The following is a 22,058-nucleotide window of genomic DNA, read 5'->3' on the forward strand; positions in this document are numbered from 1 at the left end:
TTGAAGTTTTCAACGAATTGTCGTTTCATTGCCCGCGCCCAATAGAGGGCATGCAAACGACAGGACTTGAGCAAGAAGCGCGCGTCACCTGATCAAAACGCCAAGACGGCCACGAAGCCCGTCTCAACGCGCGCCCGTACCGCCTCATTCAAGGCCCCGGCTTCCAGCAAGAAGCCGCCTGCGGCCACCAAGACCACACCCCCCAAGAAAGCAGCCAAGCCCCTGACGCCATTTCAGAAATGGTCGTCGGGTGTTGGTGCGCTTGACCAGTTCCTGGCATTCGTCCTGGAAGGCGGCCACATGGCCGATTTCTGCCGTCAGCACGAGTTTGCCTACACGACGATGCTGGACTGGATCAACGCCGACAGCTCACGCGCCGAGATGTACGCACGCGCGCGCGAGGATCGAGCAGACAAACTGGCCGACGAAATCGTGTCCATCGCGGACGAGTGCGAGTACGAGCCGGTCACGGACATGAGCGGCAACACCGTGGCGGTCATGTTCGACAAGACCGCCGTGGCACGCAACAAGCTGCGCGTGGATGCTCGCAAGTGGTCAGCATCCAAGCTCAAGCCGCGCGTCTATGGCGACAAGGTGCAGGTCGAGGGGACTGTCGATCACAAGGTGATGAGCGATGACGTGCTGCTGCAGCGCCTGGCGAAGCTGGGTGTCTCTGTAGCCAGCATCGTGCCTGTGGGACCAACGGAGGGCGGCGATGCTGGCTGACTCCGTTCTGCACCTCACCCCTGAGCAGCGCATCGAGCTGGGCGGTCTGCTGGATGAGCTTGAGCGCCGCCGGCGCACTCGCATGCTCGAAACCATGTTTCCGGACACGGGGGCATTGCGCCGTGCGCTGTATCCGCGTCATGTGCAGTTCTTCGAACTGGGCGCGACCTGCAGCGAGCGTGTGTTTATGGCCGGCAACCGTGTGGGCAAGACCATGGCCGCCGGTACCGAGCTGGCATATCACCTGACGGGGCGCTATCCCTGGTGGTGGGCAGGCCATCGCTTCACCAAGCCCGTGCGCGCGCTGATCTCTGGCGATACCCACGAGACAACGCGCGACATTCTGCAGCTCAAGCTGCTGGGCTCCACCACGGACAAGCCGGAGAACTTCGGTACCGGCCTGATTCCTGGCGATGCGATCACGGGCATCGTGTCGCGCACCCATGTGAAGGGAGCCGTCGAGCGCGCGATGATCCGCCACGAGAGCGGTGGCGAGTCTGAGCTGTGGATGCGCAGCTATGTGCAGGGGCGCGAGATTTTCCAGGGCTTCGAGCTGGACATCTTCTGGGCCGACGAGGAATGTCCCGAGGATGTTTACGAGGAGGGCCAGGTGCGCCTGATGACGCGCGAGGGCATCTCCATGCTGACCTTCACACCGCTGTCGGGCCTGACGGCTCTGGTGCAGCAGCTGACATCGCCGGACCCCGAGGGCAAGGTGATCGGCCGCGCGGTGGTGCAGTGCGGCTGGGACGATGTGCCTCACCTTACCGAAGAGGCCAAGGCCAAGCTGCTGTCGCGCCTGATGCCGCACCAGCGCGACGCGCGGACCAAGGGCGTGCCAGCTCTGGGCGCAGGCGCGATTTACCCGGTACCCGAGAGCGACATCGTGGTGCCGGACTTCCAGATCCCCGACTTCTGGCCCCGGGCCTATGGCATGGACGTGGGCTGGAACCGCACGGCTGCCGTCTGGGGCGCGCACGACCGCGACTCGGACATTGTTTACCTCTACAGCAACCACTATCGCGGCCAGGCCGAGCCATCTGTGCATGCGGCATCGATCAAGGCGCGCGGCGATTGGATACCGGGCGCTATCGATCCGGCATCGCGCGGCCGCAGCCAGCGCGACGGCGAGCAGCTGCTGAATGACTACGTGAACCTGGGTCTGCAGCTGACCCCTGCCCATAACGGCGTGGAGTCGGGCCTGTATCAGGTCTGGGAGCGCATGAGCACGGGTCGCTTGAAGGTCTTCAAGTCGATGCACGACTGGCTCAACGAATACCGCATTTACCGGCGCGACGACAAAGGGCAGATCGTCAAGAAGGACGACCACGCCATGGATGCGACGCGCTATCTCATTGTGACGGGGCTAGGTCTGGCCACCGTCAAACCCCGTGCCGCCGGTCAAGCGCGGCGCAAACTGTCCTGGAGGGTGACATGACCTCAATTCTCGGCCCACGCGGCACTCCCATGGTCGAGCTGGGCGGCGAGCGCGCCTGGCGCCAGCGTGTTCTTGGCGATGTGGTCTGCAGCTTTCAATGGCTGGACCTGCGCGCCGCCGGCGACGAGACAGCAGACGGGGACCCTGAGCCCTGCATGGTGCTGTTCCCGGCATTCCGGCGCATGGAGACTGGCTCCTATGTGATTCCCCAACGCAACGCCTATGCCTATGTGGATGCCAAGGGCAACCCCACGCCGCAGTTCATCAAGACCGCCGCGCTGGCGGCCGAAACCATGGGCTTCACGATGACGGACCGCAGCAGCATCCGCCGCATGCTGGACATCATCTGCGAAGGCATGCCCGACCTGGTGGATATGCCACTGGAGCAGCCGCCCAGCCTGGAGGTCAAGCGCCACCGCATGGGCATCGAAGTCACCGCCCGGGCCTATGGCCAGGACCTGCATAGCGAGGTGCTGTGATGTTTGAAGTGCGCGACATCCCAACCAGTGCTCGAGCAGCAGACTCCTCGAGTAACGCCGATCAAGAGCAGCCCGCCGAGCGCGCGGCAGCGGGCAATGACGAGCTGACCAGGCAGCGGCACAACACGCTGATGGAGCTGCTGAAGTACGAGAGCGAGCGCCAGGGTGAAGAGCGCCAGCAGATGCAGATCGATGAGGACTACCAGGACCATTTGCAGTGGAAGCCCGAGGATGCCCAGGCGCTGATGGAGCGCGGCCAGGCGCCGGTGGTCTTCAATGAAGGCCGGCAGACCATTGAATGGATCTGCGGTACCGAAAAGCGCATGCGCAAGGACTACAAGGTGTTGCCCCGCGAGCGCGACGACGAGGCCATGGCCGAGGTCAAGACCAAGCTGATCAAGTACACGGACGACGTGAACATGACCCAGTGGCACCGCAGCCGGGCTTTCCGACAGGCCGTGACTGCCGGCCTGAGCTGGCTGGAGGAGGGGGCCAACCGCGACCCCGAGGCCGAGCTGATCTATTCGGGCTGGGAGGACTGGCGCAACGTCTACCGCGATAGCCATAGCCGCAACATCGACTACAACGTGGACGCGCGCTATCTGTTTCGCCGGCGCGTGGTGGACCTGGACTATGCCGTGGCCCTGCTGCCCGATAGCCGCGATCACCTGATGTCTCAGGCTGGACGGCACGACGACGTGGATCCGGACGGGATCTGGTACCTGGGCGAGCGTCTGACCAGCGCCAGCGAGACGGAATGGGGCACTGCCAGCAGCATTTACGGGGCCCGCGCGGCTTATATGTCCCGTGCTGGCTACTACGACAACAGCAGCCGCCGGTCGGTGGAGCTGCTGGAGTGCTGGTACCGCATCCCCGAGCGGGTGCCTGTGTTTGCAGACGGCCCTTTCGCGGGCAAGGTGTTCAACCCGGCAGATCCGCGCCACGCCTTCGAGCAGGACCAGGGCCGCGCGCGACTGTACGAGGCCGTGAAGTTCCGCATGCGCCTGATGCTGTGCACCAAGGATGCGCCCTGCCTGGACATGGCCAGCCCGTTCAAGCACAACCGCTTTCTGATGGTTCCCATCTGGGGATATCGCCGGGCGCGCGACGGGCTGGCCTATGGTGCCTGGCGTGGCATGCGCGACATTCAGGACGACCTGAACAAGCGCCGCTCCAAGGCCCTGTATGCCCTGAGCGTGAACCGCATCATTGCGGAAAAGGGCGCGGTGGATGACTGGGACGACCTGCGCAATGAGGCTGCGCGGCCGGACGGCATCATCATCAAGAACCCCAATAGGGAACTGAAGTTCGACAACAACATGGGCGACTTCGAGGCCAATGTGGCCTTGGCTGCCCAGGATGCGCAGCTGATTCGCAATGCTGGCGGCGTGACCGATGAGAACCTGGGGCGCGACACCAATGCCAACAGCGGGCGCGCCATTCTCGCCAAGCAGGACCAGGGCTCGCTGACCACCAGCGAGTTCTTCGACAACCTGCTGCTGGCCATCCGCCAGGCCGGCCAGCTGCGCCTGAGCCACATCGAGCAGTTCTATACCGAGGAGAAGGTGATTCGCATCGTGGGCGAGGGCCAGCGCCCCATTGAATGGCTGACGATCAACCAGGTGGACCCCGCGACCGGGCAGATCCTCAACGACATCACGGCGCGCGAAGCGGATTTCATCGTGGATGCCCAGGACTATCGGTCTTCCATGGCTCAGTCCGCGCTCGAGCAGATGTTCGGCCTGCTGGGCCAGATCGCCACCTACGCGCCCCAGGTGGTGCTGTCGGTGCTGGATCTGGTGGTGGAGTCTGCGGACATCCAGGGCAAGGAAGAGTGGGTTGCGCGCATTCGCAAAATCAACGGCCAGCGCGACCCCAGCAAGCCGCCCACACCCGAAGAGATGAAGGCCGACCAGGATGCGCAGGCCAAGCAAGCCGAAGCCGAGCAGATGGCCAGCGAAACGGCGCGCACCCAGCTTGCCAAGATGCAGACCGAGATCCAGCTGGCGGAGGCCCAGATTAAGAAGCTGGGCGTAGACGACATCTTGAAGAAGGTGCAGACCATGCTGGCCGCGCTGGAAGGCGCCCAGATCGTGACCGCCCAGCCCGGCCTCGCACCAGCCGCCGACGAAATCACCTCCTCGGCCGGCCTGGCTGATGACGGCATCAATCTCCCAGCGCCAGCCGATTCCATGGCGCAGCCCTCACCCCAACCATTGACCCAACTGGTACCCACCGAATAAAGGAGCCACCATGTCCATGTTTAGCGAAGAAGACCTTGCCGGACTGAGCGAAGCAGAGCGCGAAGCACTGCGCGACCTGGCAGAAGACGACCAGGATCTGCAGGCCCCTGCGGGCGAGTCTGGTGAAGCCGGCGCGGCCTCTGCTGCTGCTGATCATGATGATGATGACGAGAGCGCGGCAGCGGCAGCGGCAGCAGCCAACAAGCCTGCAGAAGGTGCTGCCACTGGCGCCGATGACACGGCTGCCGGCGTGGCCCCTGCCGCCAGCGAAGCAGGCGCGGCTGACGATGACGCGGATGCACCAGCCCCTGCAGCGATGCAGCCCGTGTCTCCTGCCGATGCGGATGAGCAGCGCAAGACCCTGCGCGCCGAAAAGGCCACCGCCCTGCAGCAACTGCTGGATGGCGAGATTGACCAGGAAGCCTATCAAGAGGTCGAGTCCCGCGTGCAGGACAAGCTGGACGACCTAGCGCGCGCGGCGGCGGTGGACATGGCGCGCTCCCAGATGCAGCAGGACGCCATGATGCAGGAGTATGGGCAGCATCTGGGCGCGGCGCAGAAGGAACTGAAGGCCGCTGGCATCGACCTGTCGGGCGAGGCGGGCGCGCAGTTCGACCGAGCTATCCGCCTGTTTGCTCAGGACGCAATTGACCGCGGCCTGACCGATGCCGCAGGCAATATGGCCGCCTCGCGCGACGCGCTGGCCGAAGCCCAAGCACTGATGCTGCGCCGATTTGGCAAGGCCTCGGCCGCGGCTCCCGCTGCTGCTGCGCCTGGTTCTGCACCCGCGGCAGCACCAGCCGCACCGGCCACACGCAAGCCGGCCGCTGCTGACCGCTCGACACTGCCGCCCACGCTGGCCGGGGTTCCAGCTGCAGCCGACGCCGCGGTGGGCAGCGAGTTCGCTCACCTGGATGGCCTCGAGGGCACTGCCCTGGAAAAAGCCCTGGCGCGCATGACGCCCGATCAACAAGAACGCTACCTGGGGGCCTGATGTCCGGACGCAGACTCATACGACAGATCAAGGCGGGCGAGAGCCTGTCTTTCGACGGCGGCCGCGTGGTGGTTACGCTGCGCCAACGCACGGGCCAACGCGCTGAGTTGAGCCTGCATCTGGAGGACGACGTGGTGGTGGATAAGCCCACGCATGCACGGGGTGACGAGCCCCGGGGTCACAAGACCCTGCATGCGCGGCGCCACGCCCCCATGGGTACTTGATTTCCTGGAATTCAGGATTATTCTTTTTTCCTAGCTGCGGCGCCTTTGCTGGCGCCATCTTCATGCAGCAGATTGCCGCCGGGGGCAGTTGCCCGGTTCAAGCGCAAGACGCGCTCAGTGCTCGCAAGGGCAGGAGTTGCGTTATGCGTACTTTGATCGGCGTTAACGACCCGCAAGCCGTCAAGAAGTGGGCCTCTCTGATGGCCGTGGCCATCAACAAGGAAAGCTATTGGTCTCGTAAGTTCGTGGGCAATGGCAAGGATTCGCGTCTGCCCATCCAGCGAATCGATGATCTTCAGCAAGGTGCCGGTGACGAAGTAACCGTTGACCTGCTGATGCCCATCAACCAGGAGCCCGTCATCGGTGACGAAACCCTGGAAGGCAAGGAAGCGCCACTCAAGTATTACACCGACCGTCTGCGCATCGACCAGGTGCGCGGCGGCGCGGATCTGGGCTCGCGCATGACCAAGAAGCGCACGCTGCGCGACCTGCGCAGCGATGCCAAGCGCGCGGCCACTGACTGGTGGAAGCGCCTGCAGGATGAGCTGTACTTCATCTACCTGTCCGGCTCGCGCGGCCATGGTTCGGGCTTTGTCTGGTCGGCCAACAATCCATTCTTCGACATCAACCCGCTGACGGCGCCCGATAGCCAGCATATTCTGTTCGGCGGCGCGGCCACGTCCAAGGCTTCGCTGACCGCTGGCGATACCTTCAAGCTGCGCCTGATCGACAAGGCCGTGGCAAAGGCTGAAACCATGGGCGGCGACGGTACCGACGAGCTGTCGATGATTCCCGTCTCCATCGAAGGCGGCAGTCACTACATCTGCCTGATGCACACCTACCAGGCCGACGCGATGCGCCAGGACGCGGGCACCGGTGGCTGGCTGGACATCCAGAAGGCAGCCGCTGCGGCCGAGGGCAACAAGAACCCCATCTTCCAGGGCACGCTGGGCATGTACAACGATGTGGTGCTGCACAAGCACCGCAACGTGATCCGCTTCAACGACTACGGCGCTGGCTCCAATGTGAACGCCGCCCGCGCGCTGTTCCTGGGTGCACAGGCCGCGCTGATCGCATACGGCGACAACGAGACCGGCACGCGCTTCCGCTGGACAGAGGTTCAAAAGGACCACGAAAACAGCGTTGCCATCGGTACCCACGCGATCATGGGCGTGAAGAAGGCCACCTACAAGTCCAAGGACGGCAACGTCCAGCGCGACTTTGGCGTGATGGCCCTGGACACCGCCAGCACCGACCCCAATGCCTGATGAGCCCGCGGCCCGCGCCGTGGGCCGTGGCTTCACCAGCCCTTTCCCTCATCAGACATAGGAGCTTCAAATGCCCAAATATCAATCCGATGTTGCGACCGGCAAGAAGGCTGTGCCGCAACCCTTTGACGCCAGCGTGCTGACGGTGGCCGTTGACCTGACCCTGCCGAGCGTTGCTCTGGCGGCCAACGATCTGCTGGAGCTGCTGGACATTCCCCCCAAAGTGCAATTGGTGGCGGTGGACGTGGTGGCGCCCCAACTGGACAGCAACGCGGCCCCCACGCTCGCGTTCTCCCTGGGCGTGATCAATGCCGCCGGAACTGACCTGGCCACGGTCTACGACACCGGCCTCAAGCCAGGCGTAGGCGCTACCGGCTCCGTTGCCACCGCCAATTCCGCTGCGCTGGCTTTTACCAACCGCGACGGCATTCGCAAGCTGGGTCTGAAGGTGACCACAGCGGCCGCGACTTCTGCCACCGCCGGCAAGCAAGTGCTGGCACTGGTCCGCATGCGTTATTGAGCCGCGCAGCCCCAGGCAATGAGTGTGTAAAGGGGCTGCGCCGTGCGCGCGGCCCTTTCTTTATTGAACAGGCAAGGAGTGCCACATGACCGCCATCCACGCATACCGCCGCACAGCTCCCACGACCGTGGAGCTCTACGGCCAATCCATTCAGTTCAAGCCCAACGACAAGAAGGACGTGGTGGCCGAGGTGCAGCACGAAAAAGCCGCCGCGCGACTGCTGTCCATCACCGAGGCCTATCGTTTGTATGAGCCTGTCGAACAGGGCGGCACTGTCGCCCAGCAGCTGACAGCCAGCATTGGCGCAACCGTTCCTGCTGACGCTGAAGAGCTGCAGAAGGTGGTGGCCGACCAAACCAGCCAGATTGAAGCCCTGAAGCGCCAGGTACAGGAGCTGAACCAAGCAGCTGCCGCCTCCGCCGCTGAGTCCACCTCTGTCTCTGCCGATTCAGGCACTGGCGAGGGTGCCGACAAGCCTTTGCAGCAGGCCTCCGACGAGGGCAACGGCACCAACAAGGATGAGGGCGCCAGCGTGTCGCCCTATGTGTTTGCCAACGAAGCGGGCGAAACCATCGACATCAGCGAATGGACAGCGGCTCAGATCCGCGCGTTTGCCGAGTCCAACGAAATCAGCTTGCCCAAGGGCAACAGCGTGAAGGTGGGCGAGCTGCGCGACCTGCTGGCGGACGCCCTGCGCGCTGGCTCCAAGGAGTAATCCATGCCCATTGCAGCCAAGGATGTGATTCAGCGCGGCGTGGTGACCACGCAGGACACCACCTCGATCCGCTGGCCGGTGGGCGAGTGGGTGCGTTACCTCAACGACGGTCAGCGTGAAATCATGCTGCACCGCCCCGATGCTTTCAACAAGAGCGCGGTGATCGATTGCGTGGCCGGTACCAAGCAGGCGCTGCCGGCCGACGGAGCCAAGCTGATCGATGTGCAGCGCAATTCCACAGTCACCAGCAAGCGCGCCGTGCGGATCTGCAGCCGCGAGATTCTGGATGCGCAGATGCCAAACTGGCACAACATCGCCGGCGCGGCGGAAATCGTGCATTTCATGTACGACCCGCGCGAGCCCAAGGCCTTCTGGGTGTACCCGCCCGCGACGAATACGGCCAAGCTGGAGATCAACTATTCGGCCACGCCCACGGATATTGCAGAGCCGGCCGCAGGTTCCGAATACACGGCGGTGGTGGGCAATATCTCGGTGGCGGACATCTACGCCAACGCGCTGCTGGATTACATGCTGTACCGCGGCTATCTGAAGGATGCCGACTATGCGGGCAATGCGGCGCGCGCCCAGGCGCATTACGCGGCGTTTGCGACGGCGCTGGGCATCGAGCTGAAGGCCACGCTGTCGGCCGCCCCTGTGTCGGTGGGCAATCCGAACTTCCGCCAGGGCAGCAGCGCTGCGACGGTGCCGGTGGGCCAATGATGCGCGATTGGTCGGACTTCTTCCCCGACGTGCTGCCGGCAGTGGAGCTCGGCACGCCTGAGCCGACCGTGGTGCACCAGTTGCGCCGCGCGGCCCAGGACTTCTGCCATCGCACGCGCGCCTGGCGCATGACGCTGGAGCCGATCACCACGGTGGACGGTCAGTCTGAATACGCCATCCCGCTGCCCGAGCAGACCACTCTGGTGCGGGTGGAGGGTGCAGAGCTGTTGGGGCATGGATCCCTGGTTCTGTGGCGCCAGGGCCAGGGCGAAGGCCAGTACCTGATGACGCCGGATACACGCAGGGTGGTGCTGCACCGCCCTGTAGCTGCTGATCTGGCCCTGGTGCTGGATGTGACGCTCAAGCCCGGCGATGCAGCCATGGGCATCGACGACGCGGTGTTTGATCAATACAGCGAAGTGATTGCTCTCGGCGCCGTGGCGCGCCTGCGCGGTGATCCCGTGCTGCGCGGCGACTTCAACACGCGCTGCGAAACCATCAATGTCGAGGTGTGGCGTGGTCGGGCTGCGGTGCGGCCGCGCGTGCGCCCGTATTTCTGAGGGGTGGTGATGAAGGTTACGGTTTCTGGTTTCTCTGGCGCCGTGAATGCGCCACACCCCAAGCTGCTGCCGGAGACGGTGGGCACGGTTTCGTGGAACCAGAAGCCGGGGCGCGGCGACTTTCGGCCCTGGCGCGATCCGCTGGATGTGGCGACGGTGCCGGCCGGCCGCAAGACCATTTACCGCTTTGGCCGCGATGTGGCCGAGGATGGCCGCTACTGGATGTCCTGGACGGGCATTGTGCATGCCGTGCGCGGCATGGTGGCCGATGACACGACGGAGCGAACCTACTACTCGGGCGATGGCTTCCCCAAGTGGACCGACAACACGATTGCGCTGGCCGGTGGCAGCTATCCGGCGGCCTGGCGCAAGCTGGGGGTGCCCGCGCCCATTTCCGCGCCCACGGTGGCGGCAGCCGGCGGCAGCAGCACGGAAACCGAGGTGCGCTATTACGTCTACACCTATGTGACGGACAAGGGCGAGGAGAGCGCGCCCGGGCCGGTGTCTGCCGCGCTGACAGTGCCGACTGACGCGACGGTCAATATCACGGCCATCCAAGCGCCGCCCGCTGGCGCCTTCACGATCAACCGGGTACGGATCTATCGCACGCAGACCGGCACGACCGGGACGGCTGAATTCTTCTTCTTGCGCGAGATTGCCTCGGGCGTGGCGAGCACCACGGACGACGGGCGCACGCTGGGCGAGGTGCTGGAGACGGTGGAGTGGCTGGAGCCGCCCCAGGATCTGTCGTACCTGACGGCCATGTGGAACGGAATGATGGCGGGCATCAGCGGCAATGCCGTGCGCTATTGCGAGGCCTACAAGCCCTATGCCTGGCCCATGGCCTATGAGACTTTGCCGCCGGATGCCAAACCGCTGGCGCTGGCCACCTTCGGGCAGCGGCTGTTGGTGCTGACCACGGCCGACCCGGTATTGGTGGCCGGGACTTCGCCGGACAGCCTGGACGAGCAGCCGCTGGAGGTGGGCCAGGCCTGCCTGGCACCGCAGGCGGTGGTGAGCTTTGGCCATGGCGTGGCCTGGCCGGCACCGGATGGCCTGGCCTACTACGGCGCAGGCGGCGCCAAGCTGATCACGAACGGGCTGCTGACGCGCGATGACTGGCAGGCCATGAACCCGGCGGGCATGGTGGCGGGCCTGTATGAAGGCCTGTTTCTGGGCTTTTATACCGACGCCGGCGGCGTGCGGCGCGGCTTTCTGGTGGACCCGATCAACCCCACGGGCATCTTCTACCTGGAAAAAGGCTATGACGCGCTCTACCTGGACCGGCTGCAGGATGCACTGTATGTGCTGGACGGCACCAAGGTGGGCAAATGGGATGCGGGCGCGGCGCTGATGAGCGCACGCTTTGTGTCCAAGGTGTTTGCCATGCCGGCGCCGGCCAGCTTTGGCTGGTGCAAGGTGGTGGCAGACGGCTACCCGGTGACGATCAAGCTCAATGCCCTGGAGCTGAGTGCGCGCGAGGTGGCTGCGCATATCGCAACCTTCGGCCCGCGCTGTGTGGCGGTGAGCTCGGGCAATAGCAGCGGGGTGCAGTTCACGCTGTCTGCGCCCGGGCCCGAAGCGTTTCGCCTGCCGCCCATTCCTGCGCGGGCCTGGCAGATCGATCTGTCGGGCCAGCAGGCAGTGCAGGGCGTAGCCCTGGCCCAGGCCGTGGAGGAGCTGCGCTAATGGCAACGACTCCCCGCAAGGATTTGCCCGGTACCAACGCGCCGAACTGGAGCCAGCGCGTGACCGAGGAGCTGCGCGTGCTGATGGGGCGGGGCGGCAATGGTCGTGCCCTGACGGCCAAGGATTTGATTGATTCAGGGATTGCCAAGCCGGGCGCAGGCGGTGGCCTGGTGCCCGGTGTGCCGGGCGGCGGCGACACCGAGCCGGACCTGACACCACCACCGATGCCCACGGGGTTTGCAGTGTCGGCCGGCCTGAGCACGGTGTTTGTGGAGCACGATGCGCCCGCATACACCCAGGGGCACGGCCACGACCGGACCGTGGTCTATGGCGTGCTGCAGACGGGCAGCACCGCGCCGACGTTCGACCAGGCCGTGGTGCTGTTCCAGTTTCAGGGCACCATCGGTGCCTATCCCGCGGCGCTGGGAACACGCTACCGGTTATGGATCAAATGGCAGTCCCAGGATGGTGTGCAGTCGGTATCGCCCGCCGGCGGCACCAATGGCCTGGATGTGCAGACGGGCAAGATTGGCAACAACGACCTGGGGCCGCTGATTGTGGAGGCCGGCAACCTGGCCAACGGCTCTGTGAGCGCCTCCAAGCTCGCGGCCCAGGCCGTGGACGCGACCAAGTTCGCGGCCGGCATCGAGCCCGTATCGGTGAGCACGGCGGGCACGCTGCCCACAGTCAAGAGCACCAGCACCATTGTCTGGCAGGGCAAGCTGTACCGCTGGGATGGCTCCAAGTACACGGCGGCAGTGCCGACCGTGGACCTGACGGGCACCATCATCGCCAGCCAGATCGCGGCCGGCGCGATTGATGCGACCAAGTTTGCATCGGGCATCGAGCCCGTGACCAATAGCGCGGCTGCCAGTTTGCCGACGGTCAAGACCACGACCGTCATTACCTGGCAGGGCAAGCTCTACCGCTGGGATGGGGCCAAGTACACGGCCGAGGTGGCCGTGGTGGACCTGGCTGGTCAGATCGATGCGGCCAAGCTGGCGGACAACGCGGTGACGGTGAGCAAGATTGCCGCCGGGGCGGTCGAAGCCGGCAAGTTGGCCACGGGCGCGGTGACTGCCGAAAAGATTGCGGCCGCGGCAGTTGACGCGACCAAATTCGCATCCGGCATTGAGCCGGTGACCAACAGCGCAGCCGCCAGCTTGCCCACGGTGAAGTCCACTACGGTGATCACCTGGCAGGGCAAGCTGTATCGCTGGAACGGCACAGCCTACTCGGCAGCAGTACCGACTACGGATCTCACGGGGCAGATCAATTCTGCGCAGCTGGCTGATAGTGCGGTGACCGTGGCAAAAATCGCCGCCGGCGCGGTGGATGCTGGCAAGTTGGCCAGCAACGCCGTGACGGCTGACAAGATTGCTGCATCTGCGGTGGATGCTACTAAATTTGCATCTGGTATCGAGCCTGTGGGCATTGTGTCGGGGGCAACGCTGCCCACGGTCAAGACCACCAGCACCATCGTGTTCGGTGGCAAGTTGTATCGCTGGAGCGGTACCGCCTACACAGCTGCTACTGCGGCTACCGATGTGACGGGCCAGCTGACGGACGCCCAGCTGGCAGCCATCAACGCTACCAAACTCACGGGCCAGATTACGGGCACGCAGATCACGGACGGGGCGATCAGCACGCCCAAGATCGCCGCGGGTGCCGTGTCTGCCAGTCAGATCGCTGCGGGAGCGGTGACGGCTGGCAAGATTGCGGCCAATGCGGTGACTGCTACCGAAATCGCTGCTGGCGCAGTCACCGCGGGCAAGATTGCAGCGAACGCGGTGACAGCTAATGAGATCGCAGCCAACGCTATCACTTCCGCGAAGATCGCTGCCGGTGCTGTGAATGCTGCCCAGATCGCTGCTGGCGCAATTACAGCCTCGAAAATCGCTATCTCTGACTCTACGAACCTGATCCCTGACCAGGACTTGTTCGACGCTGCGGCCTGGGCGGTACCTGCTGGTTGGAGTATTGAGCGCTCCCCTGCGGATATGCGCTCTCAAAATGCGGCACGCCACACCTACGTCGCGGGTCAGACGGGCTACAGCCAGCCTCTGGTGTCTAAAGGGTTTGCTGTAGAAGCGGGTCGTGAGTACACATTTGGTATTCAGTCTAAGCCAGCCTCTGCGACAGCTACCTATCGTTACTGGTATCGCCTGCACTTCTACGACGCGAACGACGCGCTGGTGATGATCGGTGCTGCCGACTACATCTCTATCTTCGTCGGAACTGTCACCGTGGCGGCTGACCCTGTCACTGCGCCTTCCCTGCAGATTGTTGCACCTGCTACAGCCGTAAAAGCCACGGTTCGCGTCTACGTAGACCGCTCATCGACCTCAGTCGACATCCTGTTCGCAGGCATGTACGGGCGCATGGCAGCTCGCGGAGAGCTGATCGTAGATGGCGCGGTGACTGCTGTGAAGATCGCAGCGAAGACAATCACAGCTGCACAGATCGCGGCTGGCGCGATCACGGCTTCCGAACTTGCTGCAGGCTCTGTGACGGCTGGCAAGATCGCTGCTGGTTCGATTACTGCGACAGAACTCGCAGCTAACTCGGTGACGGCCACCCAGATTGCTGCCAACGCAGTTACCGCGGGCAAGATTGCAGCCAATGCTGTGACAGCGGCGACTATCGCCACTGACGCTGTGACAGCCGGCAAGGTTGCCGCAGGCGCCATCAACACACGCGAACTTGCGGCGAACTCCGTAACCGCTGCAAAGCTGGTAGTGACGTCTACGGATACTGTCAACGTTGACCCGTTCTTCCAAGACGCGGATCTTTGGAACTATGCCAACTTCACGCGTAAAAACGTAGCCGGCTCTCCGGGGCCGTTCGTTCTGTCCGCTACCGTTAACGCCAATCTGTTGTCGTTCGGAACCCGCACACCGATTGACACCAGCAAGACATACCTATTTGAGACTTGGTATCTCGCACTTGCGGCTACGCCAAACCGTGGCTTCGCAACTATCCGCTTCTACGACTTAAATGGCAATGAGCTGAAGAGTGCTGATGCTCCCGCCCTGAACTGGCCTGGGTACAACTCCTCGTCTGGCAACTACTACTTCCCTGCCATTACAGGAACTGGTACGGCCACGAGTTGGACACGTCATACAGTGACTGTCGGCCCAGAAGGCTCGGCAGGCTTTCCGCCCAAGGCTGCGTATTTCGCTGTGGGGACGTTCCTTAACTACAGCGGAGCGGCCCCGGTCGTTGAAATGCTGTGGGGTGGCGTGCGAGTCATAGAGATGTCTCGCGGCGAGCTGATCGTCGACGGTGCAATCACCGCTGCGAAGGTCGCTGCCAAGACCATCACAGCTGCGGAAATCGCCGCAGGCGCGATCACGGCTGTAGAACTCGGGGCTAATTCCGTGACAGCAGGCAAGATCGCAGCAGGTACGGTAACGGCCAACGAACTTGCTACGAATTCGATAACGGCGGTAAAGATCGCGGCGGGAGCCGTGACAGCCGGCAAGATCGCAGCGAATGCCGTGACGGCAAATGAGATCGCGGCCAACGCCATCACTACTGCGAAGATCGCTGCCGGTGCTGTGTCGGCTACAGAACTTGCTGCAGGTTCTGTGCTGGCGTCTAAGCTGGTGGTGTCCGATACCTCGACAATGGTGCCCGACTCCGAGTACCAGGACATCGACATGTGGTTCGGAGATTCCGGCGGTACGGTGCAGTTCAGGCTCAACGAGACGAACGCACTTGCAGGTACGGTCAGCAAGTCTGTGCTCCAGATCAACCGCGTGACCACAGGCACGACTGCTTACGACGGTGGGCGGTCTTCGAGGTTCGCAGTAACCCCTAATACCGACTACGTTCTGCGAGTCAATGTCTACTCTCCGGGCGCCTCTACGGTCAAGATCCGAGTCGTAACCCTCACACCGGCAGATGTGAGCCGTAGTACCGACCTCGACGTAACTTATGCGTCTGGCAGCTGGGGAATTCACGAGCTGAAAGTGCGCACGTCCGCGACCGAGTCTCGTGCGCAGATCTACATCTATATCCGTGAGGACAGCACCGCAGCCTACCTCTACGTCGGCAAGATGCGCTTCCAAGAAGCCGCTGCTGGCGCTCTGATCGTAGACGGCGCAATCATTGCGGCAAAACTTGCTGCCGGCTCTGTGACCGCTAACGCTATCGCGGCGAACTCGGTGACGACCAACGCGATTACAGCAAATGCAGTGACAGCCAACGAGATCGCGGCGAATGCCGTGACGACGGCCAAGATCGCAGCGGGTGCCGTTTCTGCAGACCAGATTGCAGCGAACGCTATTACGGTGAAGCATCTGACGGTGATGGACTACTCCAACATCGTGCTTGACCCTTACATGCAAGACCCGAACAGCTGGGCCGCTATGCCCTCTGCATTCGTGTCTGTAGCTCCTGGGACAGCAGGGGTTCCTGCAGGTATGCCGGGCATGGGTGGACGTCGTCTTCCTCGTGGCCCTGCTGCAGCATTCAACTCGCGTAACTTTCAAGTAGGCGCTGGGGACACTTACTACGTGTCCGCACAGGTGGCCTCCGACAAGCTTACGGGCCTCGGTATTCGGCTGCAGCTCCAGACTTACGCCAATGACGGGACGGAAGGCGGCAACGACGGTACGTTTATCGAGTACTTGACTGGGACTACGCTGGCTAACCCCGCAGCAATCAATACGTGGCAGAAGCTCGAAGCGTTTGTGACTATCCCTGTAAACGCCGCTACTCCACGGACGTTCGGTCGTCTTCGCGTAGTCGTTGAAACTGGGACTGCCGACGCCACGGCGAGCTGGTTTGTGACGAGCCTTATGGCTCGCAGGGCTGCTTCCGCTAACCTGATCGTTGACGGCGCTATCACTGCGACAAAGATCGCGGCCAACGCCATTGCTGTCGGTTCCGCTGCCATCCAGGACGGCGCGATTGTCAACGCGATGATCGGCAATGCGGCCATAGATAACGCCAAGATCGCCAACGTGAGCGCGGCGAAACTCACTGCCGGCGCGCTATCGGTGGGCTCCTATATCAACTCATCGAACTACATCTCGGGTTCGCAGGGCTGGAGCATCAACTCCAACGGTCAAGCCGAGTTCTCGGGTGTGATCGTGCGCGGGACCATCTACTCGAGCGCAGGAAGCATTGGCGGCATCAGCATCAACGGCAACGGCTTGAACTCGGGTGGATTCTCCGGTTATTGGTGGCCGGCTGCTGGTCAGAACGGGTTTCACATCGGCCCGAACGGCATCTTGCTGGGCAATGCGAACAATGGTCGCTATCTGCAGATCGAGGCAAACGGCAATATCTTCGCCCCCGGGTTCTACATCTCCAACGGCAATGCTGTCTTCTCCGGCAACCTCTCCGGCGCATCGGGCAGCTTCAGTGGTGTCCTCACCGCGCAGCGTGTCATCTCCATGGAGAACCTTGACTACAACATTGCGACGGTCGCAGTTGGGGTTACGGCGGCGGATCTAGTTGGGCCCGTCAACGGAGAAGTTCTCGGCGTGACGGCACCAGCGGCCGACGGCAATGCGACCTACATCGTCAGTTTTCACGCAGACGTTGGGGCAGGCAGCGCAGGCTCTTTGCAAATCCAGGTGGATGGTGTCGCGCAATTCCAGTTCCCGATGAACACAGGTGGCATGAAGTCTTTCAGCTTCACGTTCTCGGGTAACGGGCTGACTCGTCGTGTGCGCCTCTATGTGGCTGGCAACAACACGTCGCCTGCATCGACGGTAGCCGCCCGCTCCATTTCCGTAATCGTTTCCAAGAGGTAATTCATATGCGCTACGCAATGCACCGTGCTGGCGAAACCGCCATTTTTCAGATGCTGGAATGCCCTGCATCTCTTGTCGCAGAGCTCACGCCGCCAGGCGTGGTCTGCATTCCCGTTGGACTGGGCGTCACCGACGTCACTCACATCATCGTTGACGGCAAGCCCGTTCTAAAGGAGAGCCTGTAATGCCTATCATCAAAACCATTTCCACCGGCAACGGCATCGCGGGCGCGGCCCGAGTCGAGTTTGCCAAGCTGCAGCGCCATATTCCTGGCACGGACCTCTCCGCGCCGGCGGGCCTGGAGGTGCAGGTGCATCTTTATCCGACGCTGGCCGATGCTCGCGCCGGTACCAATCTGCTGTGGCAGTTGTATCCGGCGCTTCCCGTTACCGCTTATGACCCAGCCGATCCCTTTGGCAGCCTGGAGCGCGCCCTGATTGATGCGCAAGGTGATTTCTTCGGTGGCACTTTCGCGCCGGAAGAGGTGGTCACGACGCTGGACATGGCCAAGGCTGTTAAGTGGGCAGAAATCAAGGCCATCCGCGATCAGCTGGAGTGCGGCGGCTTCGAGCTGCCCAATGTGGGTCGCTTTGACAGCTATGCAGAGAGCCGTGCCCGCATCGTGGGCGCGTCCATGGCGGCCAAGATCGCGCGCGATGCTGGTCAGCCCTATGCCATCAACTGGACCCTGGCGGACAACCGCACTGTGGTGCTCGATGCCGACGCAATGATCAACGTGGGATTTGCCCTGCTGGCTCATGTGGATGGCATTCACCAACGCAGCCGCGCGCTCTATGCCGAGATCCAGGCTGCAGAGGATGCAGAAACAGTGGTGTCCATCACCTGGACGGCATCTGCTTCCGCACCAGAGCAAGAGCAGCCCGTCGAAGCCTGAGCAACCCATCACCAACAAAGGAACACAACATGACTACGAATGCTATTCACCCCCGACTGACCGAAGTGCTGGAAACCAATGTGGGCAACAAGCTCACCTCTGAACTGTCTGCAGGCCTGGCAGGCACCCTGCAGCAACTGCTGACCAGCATCGCCCAGGAAGCCTATGCGGCTGGCCAGACCGCCGAGCGCGAGAAGGTTGCTGCACAAGACGCGGCCGTGGTCACGGACGTGGATGCCAAGGTGTCTTGATATGGACTGGACACCTGTTCTTCACGCGCTGATCGCCGTGCTGGCCCAGGTCCTGGTTGGCCTGGTGCTGGGCAACTGGTGGTTGGGCGGCGCGCTGGCTTGCAGCTGGTGGCTGGCCCGAGAGCACACCCAGGCGGAATACCGCTGGATCGCGGCCTTTGCCGCAGGGCATCGCGCCACCATGCCCTGGTGGGGCGGGTTCGATCCGCGGGCCTGGAGTATGGGAAGCTTGCTGGATGCCGTTGTGCCTATGGCAGCCTGCATCGCGCTGTTCTTGGCGGCAGCCTGATACCCCCTTGAATCTTGGGCCGGGCCATCGTTTCATGTGCCCTGCCAGATTCGCTGGCGCTGGAGAGCATATGCGTGGATTGCTTGCTGTGGCCCTGGCCAAGCGTATCGGACAGCCCTTGACCGTCGAACTGGCGCGCGAGGTGGTGGCCGAGTGTCTGCCGGATCTGTCCGTGGGCGCGGTGGCCGTGGAGCGGCGCGGCGATCTGGTGTTCCAGGCCGAGCAGCTGGGGCCGGACCCCGCCGCCGGCGAGCTGGCCGCCCAGCGCCTGCGCTTCCTCGAGGAAACCTTGCCACCTGGCGTGCCGGCCAATGTGCAGTGGGATGAGCTGCGCCAGATTGAGCGCTCCGGACAGCTGCTGATTCTGACCGTGCGGCGCGACGGCCAGTTGCTGGGCAGCGTGTGGCTAAACCTGTATCAGGACCTGAATACGGGCGAGCCGGTGGCCTGTGACGACATGCTGTTTATGGAGCAGGGCGCGCGCGGCGGGATGGTGGTGGTGCACCTGTGGCGCTATGCCGAGCGGGTACTGGCGCAGCTGGGGCGCGTGCAGATGAGCTGCCATTCGCGGGAGGCCAACAATGCCGGCCGCCTGGCGCGGTTTGTGGGCGGTCAGATCACCCACACGGGATTCTCGAAACGAATTGGCTGCGGCCAGGAGCGGGCGCAGCGCGCCGGAAAGGACTGAGCAATGGGTAAGAGCACCAAGGTCGACACCAGTGGGCAAAACGCGGCCGCGCTGATGCAGGCGCAGCTGTCAAAGGAGCAGTTGGACTGGGCGAAGCAGATCTACGGCGAGACGGCTGATGAACGCGCAGCGGCCACGGCGGTTGCCGACCAGGTATCCCGATCGCAGCTGGAAGCCCAGAACCTGCAGAACAAGGTTGCCCAGGCCGGCTATGAGGACTACACCAGCACCTATCGCCCGCTCGAGCAGAAGCTGGTGGCCGATGCCCAGGCCTATGACACTCCGGAGCGCCGCGCGGCCGAGGCTGCCAGCGCGAGCGCCGATGTGGAAACCAGTATCGCGGCACAGCGCGGCGCCACGATGCGCGCCATGGAGCGCTCGGGGGTGAACCCCGCCAGCGGCAAGGTGATGGCCATGGCCGGAGCTTTGGACATTGGCGCGGCCAAAGCCAAGGCCGGCGCAGCGAATACCGCCATGAAAACCGTGGAGCAGCAGGGCTATGCCCGGCGCATGGACGCGGCCAATCTGGGGCGCAATATTGCCAGTGCACAGGGCACCAGTGCCTCCATCGCCTCTCAGATTGGTGCCGGTGCAGTTGGCAGCGCCAATGCTGGACTGGGCGCGGCTACGAGCGGGCAGGGGATTTTGAATTCGGGATACGCAGGCGCCCAGGCCGGGCTGGCTGGGGCTGCGAATACCTATAGCCAGATCAATCAGAACCAGATCGCCGCTGGATCATCAAGCAATTCGCTGTGGGGCGGGCTTGGAAGTGCGGCAGGGATGATTGGATCTGCTTGGCTTGGGAAAAAGTAATTAGAGAACGCAGTCGAAAACCCACCAAGCGTTTGGCTTGGAGCCGCCATCCTTGGCAAGCGCGGCATGTCGTCCCTGCTTTTGGCATTGGGCTTGTGCAAGATCAAACGCTTTTTGGTTGTCTGCTGAGTTCCATGCTGTGCCCGCTATCTCCACCGTGCGCGGCGTAGACGCGGTGATTTCGTGCTTACTCGCACATGCCGCCAAAACGATGCAGGTGATACCAACGGCAGCGATCTGAAAAGCTCTCATCTCTCTCATTCCTCCTATGTGAAGGAATGTAGCAGAGGGCTAGGAGCTCGGTGTGGGCCAAGCGGAATCAGAGAGCGACACGGATGGCTGAATGTTGTCTATTGCTGCTCTTGCAAAGCGTAAGACTTCACTTCCCATATTGCTGCAGCATGTGTGCTTTTGCATTTTTTAAAGCACTGTGTGATGCTGCAAGATCACCGACCTTGTCGATTAGACCTTGCCTAATTGCTTCCTGCGCAAAAAAGCGGATTGATTTGTCGAATTGCTCGTGGACCGGACCGCTTACGTCAATGCCTGCGCGCTCTAGGTCGTGTATTGCGCTTTCAAGAGCTGTGTCGTACTCCTTCTTCATCAGATCTTCTTCACTGAGATTGTTCCGGGCTGGACTCAGCCAAGGCGGAATCTTCTCCCCCTTCAAGGTGTATCCCATTTGTTTCTCGCTGAGTGTGAAGCCAGTGGTCACGGTTCCAACGATTTTTCCATCAGCGGACATGCTTGCGGTCAATGCCCTATTGGGCCACTCACATTCAAATGCGAACGATTCGTCGTGCTCGCACTTGCCAGGAGATCCGTATCGTTTCTTGAAAGTGTCGAGCATGACGGGCGCCGTATAAGTTAGCCTGACCCACTCAACAGTGAGTGCGTCATCGTCTTTCTGGGCCGCGAATTTCTTGTAGGCGCTGCTATCTTTTTCTTTCGCAAGCAATCTCTTCGCGGCAGGCCTCAGATCTGTGAAAGCTACACGAAGAGTGCCGCCCAACCCTACTCCTGAGATCTTGATGAATGCATCCTCTTCGGTCAGCCAAGCAGGCTTTAGCTTCTCGTATGTTGCGTTTGGGTACAGTCTCTTGATGTCGCCGAGCGTGGCGTGGTAGTTAATTCCCATGAGCACTTCTGCCTGTGTTGCCATGGTTGTAAGCATCAAAGTGGCAACTACTGTACCGATTGCAATAGTCCGAACAGCTCTCATTTCTCCCATTCCTCCTATGTGAAGGAATGTAGCAGAGGAGCCGCTGGAGCTCGGCAGCCCGTCAATAGCCTTCGACCAAAGGCATTTCCGTCCCATCGACCGCAATCATCACTCCCGTGGTGTTGTGGTCGATTTCAATTGGGACGCCCCACATTTCATCGGGCTTGGCAAAGGCGTTGACGATGTTGAACTGCCGCAATTCTTCCGGCGTCATCTTGATCAGCTTGGGATAGGCGTTGTTGTGGGCCTTCCAGTGCCGGAGGAACGTGTGGCAAACGCGCTTGTGGACTGTGTGGATCGGGGATTCATCGGTCATGAGGAGATGCTACATGCTTGAGTTCGGTGAGAACGAACACGACAACTAGCGTGACCTCAACAAGGTGCGCGAGAAGTTGCGCTATGGCGACTGGTAGATCTAAGACAACATTCAATCTTTCTACAAACTCAAAAGATCACATGAAGATTGGCTGTGACCCTTAGTCCGCGCGGTGTTTAGTAGCTTCGCAGCCTGTCAAGCCGAGTCTGAAACGCCCGATTCAGTCGTATCAAAGTTATA

22 protein-coding genes are annotated in these 22,058 nt (G+C 62.3%); 19 read left to right on the forward strand and 3 right to left on the reverse strand.

The annotated features are described in order from the left end of the window. Nucleotides 1-66 precede the first annotated feature (66 nt). The 19 genes from FSY59_RS00450 (at nucleotide 67) to FSY59_RS00540 (ending at nucleotide 20,280) form a co-directional block, all read left to right on the forward strand. Entirely contained in the window at nucleotides 67-726 is a 660-nt protein-coding gene (locus tag FSY59_RS00450; protein ID WP_148728259.1) for a hypothetical protein, read from the forward strand. Next, nucleotides 716-2,164 carry a terminase large subunit domain-containing protein gene (locus tag FSY59_RS00455; protein WP_148728260.1) on the forward strand — a complete coding sequence of 483 codons (1,449 nt, stop codon included), beginning with the start codon at nucleotides 716-718 and terminating at the stop codon, nucleotides 2,162-2,164. Before FSY59_RS00450 ends, FSY59_RS00455 begins: the two co-directional genes overlap by 11 nt. After that, entirely contained in the window at nucleotides 2,161-2,643 is a 483-nt protein-coding gene (locus FSY59_RS00460) for a hypothetical protein (RefSeq protein WP_050875041.1), read from the forward strand. Before FSY59_RS00455 ends, FSY59_RS00460 begins: the two co-directional genes overlap by 4 nt. Further along, nucleotides 2,643-4,886: a portal protein gene (locus tag FSY59_RS00465; RefSeq protein WP_148728261.1), complete on the forward strand. Its 2,244-nt coding sequence runs from the start codon at nucleotides 2,643-2,645 to the stop codon at nucleotides 4,884-4,886. Before FSY59_RS00460 ends, FSY59_RS00465 begins: the two co-directional genes overlap by 1 nt. 10 nt (nucleotides 4,887-4,896) lie before the next feature. Then, nucleotides 4,897-5,880 carry a hypothetical protein gene (locus FSY59_RS00470; RefSeq protein WP_148728262.1) on the forward strand — a complete coding sequence of 328 codons (984 nt, stop codon included), beginning with the start codon at nucleotides 4,897-4,899 and terminating at the stop codon, nucleotides 5,878-5,880. After that, on the forward strand, nucleotides 5,880-6,104 hold the full coding sequence (locus FSY59_RS00475) for a hypothetical protein (RefSeq protein WP_043009151.1): 225 nt from the start codon (nucleotides 5,880-5,882) through the stop codon (nucleotides 6,102-6,104). The genes FSY59_RS00470 and FSY59_RS00475 overlap by 1 nt, the downstream gene beginning before the upstream one ends. Nucleotides 6,105-6,247: 143 nt before the next feature. Beyond that, nucleotides 6,248-7,372 carry a N4-gp56 family major capsid protein gene (locus FSY59_RS00480; RefSeq protein WP_222864288.1) on the forward strand — a complete coding sequence of 375 codons (1,125 nt, stop codon included), beginning with the start codon at nucleotides 6,248-6,250 and terminating at the stop codon, nucleotides 7,370-7,372. Between the two features lie 70 nt (nucleotides 7,373-7,442). Next, a complete protein-coding gene (locus FSY59_RS00485; protein ID WP_148728264.1) occupies nucleotides 7,443-7,892 on the forward strand; it encodes a hypothetical protein in 450 nt (149 codons plus the stop codon). An 85-nt stretch (nucleotides 7,893-7,977) separates the two neighbouring features. Next, nucleotides 7,978-8,607 carry a SlyX family protein gene (locus FSY59_RS00490; protein ID WP_148728265.1) on the forward strand — a complete coding sequence of 210 codons (630 nt, stop codon included), beginning with the start codon at nucleotides 7,978-7,980 and terminating at the stop codon, nucleotides 8,605-8,607. A 3-nt stretch (nucleotides 8,608-8,610) separates the two neighbouring features. Beyond that, nucleotides 8,611-9,327: a DUF6682 family protein gene (locus tag FSY59_RS00495; RefSeq protein ID WP_148728266.1), complete on the forward strand. Its 717-nt coding sequence runs from the start codon at nucleotides 8,611-8,613 to the stop codon at nucleotides 9,325-9,327. Further along, a complete protein-coding gene (locus FSY59_RS00500) occupies nucleotides 9,324-9,887 on the forward strand; it encodes a hypothetical protein (RefSeq protein ID WP_148728267.1) in 564 nt (187 codons plus the stop codon). The genes FSY59_RS00495 and FSY59_RS00500 overlap by 4 nt, the downstream gene beginning before the upstream one ends. Before the next feature lie 9 nt (nucleotides 9,888-9,896). Next, nucleotides 9,897-11,576, forward strand: a complete 1,680-nt coding sequence (locus tag FSY59_RS00505; RefSeq protein ID WP_148728268.1) for a hypothetical protein — start codon at nucleotides 9,897-9,899, stop codon at nucleotides 11,574-11,576. Continuing rightward, the gene (locus tag FSY59_RS27270) at nucleotides 11,576-17,344 is read left to right on the forward strand and encodes a hypothetical protein (protein ID WP_187427866.1); all 5,769 of its coding nucleotides are present in this window, start codon (nucleotides 11,576-11,578) and stop codon (nucleotides 17,342-17,344) included. Before FSY59_RS00505 ends, FSY59_RS27270 begins: the two co-directional genes overlap by 1 nt. Nucleotides 17,345-17,349: 5 nt before the next feature. Then, on the forward strand, nucleotides 17,350-17,529 hold the full coding sequence (locus FSY59_RS00515; protein ID WP_148728269.1) for a hypothetical protein: 180 nt from the start codon (nucleotides 17,350-17,352) through the stop codon (nucleotides 17,527-17,529). Then, nucleotides 17,529-18,239 carry a DUF4376 domain-containing protein gene (locus FSY59_RS00520; RefSeq protein WP_148728270.1) on the forward strand — a complete coding sequence of 237 codons (711 nt, stop codon included), beginning with the start codon at nucleotides 17,529-17,531 and terminating at the stop codon, nucleotides 18,237-18,239. Before FSY59_RS00515 ends, FSY59_RS00520 begins: the two co-directional genes overlap by 1 nt. 29 nt (nucleotides 18,240-18,268) lie before the next feature. Next, on the forward strand, nucleotides 18,269-18,490 hold the full coding sequence (locus FSY59_RS00525; RefSeq protein ID WP_148728271.1) for a hypothetical protein: 222 nt from the start codon (nucleotides 18,269-18,271) through the stop codon (nucleotides 18,488-18,490). Nucleotide 18,491: 1 nt separating this feature from the next. Then, nucleotides 18,492-18,779, forward strand: coding sequence for a hypothetical protein (locus FSY59_RS00530; protein WP_148728272.1), 288 nt, complete (start codon nucleotides 18,492-18,494; stop codon nucleotides 18,777-18,779). Nucleotides 18,780-18,849: 70 nt separating this feature from the next. Beyond that, entirely contained in the window at nucleotides 18,850-19,467 is a 618-nt protein-coding gene (locus FSY59_RS00535; RefSeq protein WP_148728273.1) for a GCN5 family acetyltransferase, read from the forward strand. A gap of 3 nt (nucleotides 19,468-19,470) precedes the next feature. Next, entirely contained in the window at nucleotides 19,471-20,280 is an 810-nt protein-coding gene (locus FSY59_RS00540; RefSeq protein ID WP_148728274.1) for a hypothetical protein, read from the forward strand. Here the strand turns inward: FSY59_RS00540 and FSY59_RS00545 are convergent, their stop codons facing one another. From FSY59_RS00545 to FSY59_RS00555, 3 genes are all read right to left on the reverse strand, one after another. Beyond that, nucleotides 20,281-20,532: a hypothetical protein gene (locus FSY59_RS00545; RefSeq protein ID WP_148728275.1), complete on the reverse strand. Its 252-nt coding sequence runs from the start codon at nucleotides 20,530-20,532 to the stop codon at nucleotides 20,281-20,283. A 127-nt stretch (nucleotides 20,533-20,659) separates the two neighbouring features. Beyond that, nucleotides 20,660-21,502 (reverse strand): hypothetical protein, encoded by an 843-nt coding sequence (locus FSY59_RS00550; RefSeq protein ID WP_148728276.1) that lies wholly within the window; start codon nucleotides 21,500-21,502, stop codon nucleotides 20,660-20,662. 61 nt (nucleotides 21,503-21,563) lie between these two features. After that, nucleotides 21,564-21,818, reverse strand: coding sequence for a hypothetical protein (locus FSY59_RS00555; protein WP_099735937.1), 255 nt, complete (start codon nucleotides 21,816-21,818; stop codon nucleotides 21,564-21,566). Between the last annotated feature and the right edge of the window lie 240 nt (nucleotides 21,819-22,058).

Source organism: Comamonas sp. Z3 (assembly GCF_008121565.1).
Classification (GTDB): domain Bacteria; phylum Pseudomonadota; class Gammaproteobacteria; order Burkholderiales; family Burkholderiaceae_C; genus Comamonas; species Comamonas brasiliensis.

What these genes read in the sequence shown, in the direction of transcription:
- FSY59_RS00455 (WP_148728260.1), top strand. Translation starts at nt 716, where the DNA reads ATGCTGGCTGACTCCGTTCTGCACCTCACCCCTGAGCAGCGCATCGAG.
- FSY59_RS00460 (WP_050875041.1), top strand. Translation starts at nt 2,161, where the DNA reads ATGACCTCAATTCTCGGCCCACGCGGCACTCCCATGGTCGAGCTGGGC.
- FSY59_RS00465 (WP_148728261.1), top strand. Translation starts at nt 2,643, where the DNA reads ATGTTTGAAGTGCGCGACATCCCAACCAGTGCTCGAGCAGCAGACTCC.
- FSY59_RS00470 (WP_148728262.1), top strand. Translation starts at nt 4,897, where the DNA reads ATGTCCATGTTTAGCGAAGAAGACCTTGCCGGACTGAGCGAAGCAGAG.
- FSY59_RS00475 (WP_043009151.1), top strand. Translation starts at nt 5,880, where the DNA reads ATGTCCGGACGCAGACTCATACGACAGATCAAGGCGGGCGAGAGCCTG.
- FSY59_RS00480 (WP_222864288.1), top strand. Translation starts at nt 6,248, where the DNA reads ATGCGTACTTTGATCGGCGTTAACGACCCGCAAGCCGTCAAGAAGTGG.
- FSY59_RS00485 (WP_148728264.1), top strand. Translation starts at nt 7,443, where the DNA reads ATGCCCAAATATCAATCCGATGTTGCGACCGGCAAGAAGGCTGTGCCG.
- FSY59_RS00490 (WP_148728265.1), top strand. Translation starts at nt 7,978, where the DNA reads ATGACCGCCATCCACGCATACCGCCGCACAGCTCCCACGACCGTGGAG.
- FSY59_RS00495 (WP_148728266.1), top strand. Translation starts at nt 8,611, where the DNA reads ATGCCCATTGCAGCCAAGGATGTGATTCAGCGCGGCGTGGTGACCACG.
- FSY59_RS00500 (WP_148728267.1), top strand. Translation starts at nt 9,324, where the DNA reads ATGATGCGCGATTGGTCGGACTTCTTCCCCGACGTGCTGCCGGCAGTG.
- FSY59_RS00505 (WP_148728268.1), top strand. Translation starts at nt 9,897, where the DNA reads ATGAAGGTTACGGTTTCTGGTTTCTCTGGCGCCGTGAATGCGCCACAC.
- FSY59_RS27270 (WP_187427866.1), top strand. Translation starts at nt 11,576, where the DNA reads ATGGCAACGACTCCCCGCAAGGATTTGCCCGGTACCAACGCGCCGAAC.
- FSY59_RS00515 (WP_148728269.1), top strand. Translation starts at nt 17,350, where the DNA reads ATGCGCTACGCAATGCACCGTGCTGGCGAAACCGCCATTTTTCAGATG.
- FSY59_RS00520 (WP_148728270.1), top strand. Translation starts at nt 17,529, where the DNA reads ATGCCTATCATCAAAACCATTTCCACCGGCAACGGCATCGCGGGCGCG.
- FSY59_RS00525 (WP_148728271.1), top strand. Translation starts at nt 18,269, where the DNA reads ATGACTACGAATGCTATTCACCCCCGACTGACCGAAGTGCTGGAAACC.
- FSY59_RS00530 (WP_148728272.1), top strand. Translation starts at nt 18,492, where the DNA reads ATGGACTGGACACCTGTTCTTCACGCGCTGATCGCCGTGCTGGCCCAG.
- FSY59_RS00535 (WP_148728273.1), top strand. Translation starts at nt 18,850, where the DNA reads ATGCGTGGATTGCTTGCTGTGGCCCTGGCCAAGCGTATCGGACAGCCC.
- FSY59_RS00540 (WP_148728274.1), top strand. Translation starts at nt 19,471, where the DNA reads ATGGGTAAGAGCACCAAGGTCGACACCAGTGGGCAAAACGCGGCCGCG.
- FSY59_RS00545 (WP_148728275.1), bottom strand. Translation starts at nt 20,532, where the DNA reads ATGAGAGCTTTTCAGATCGCTGCCGTTGGTATCACCTGCATCGTTTTG.
- FSY59_RS00550 (WP_148728276.1), bottom strand. Translation starts at nt 21,502, where the DNA reads ATGAGAGCTGTTCGGACTATTGCAATCGGTACAGTAGTTGCCACTTTG.
- FSY59_RS00555 (WP_099735937.1), bottom strand. Translation starts at nt 21,818, where the DNA reads ATGACCGATGAATCCCCGATCCACACAGTCCACAAGCGCGTTTGCCAC.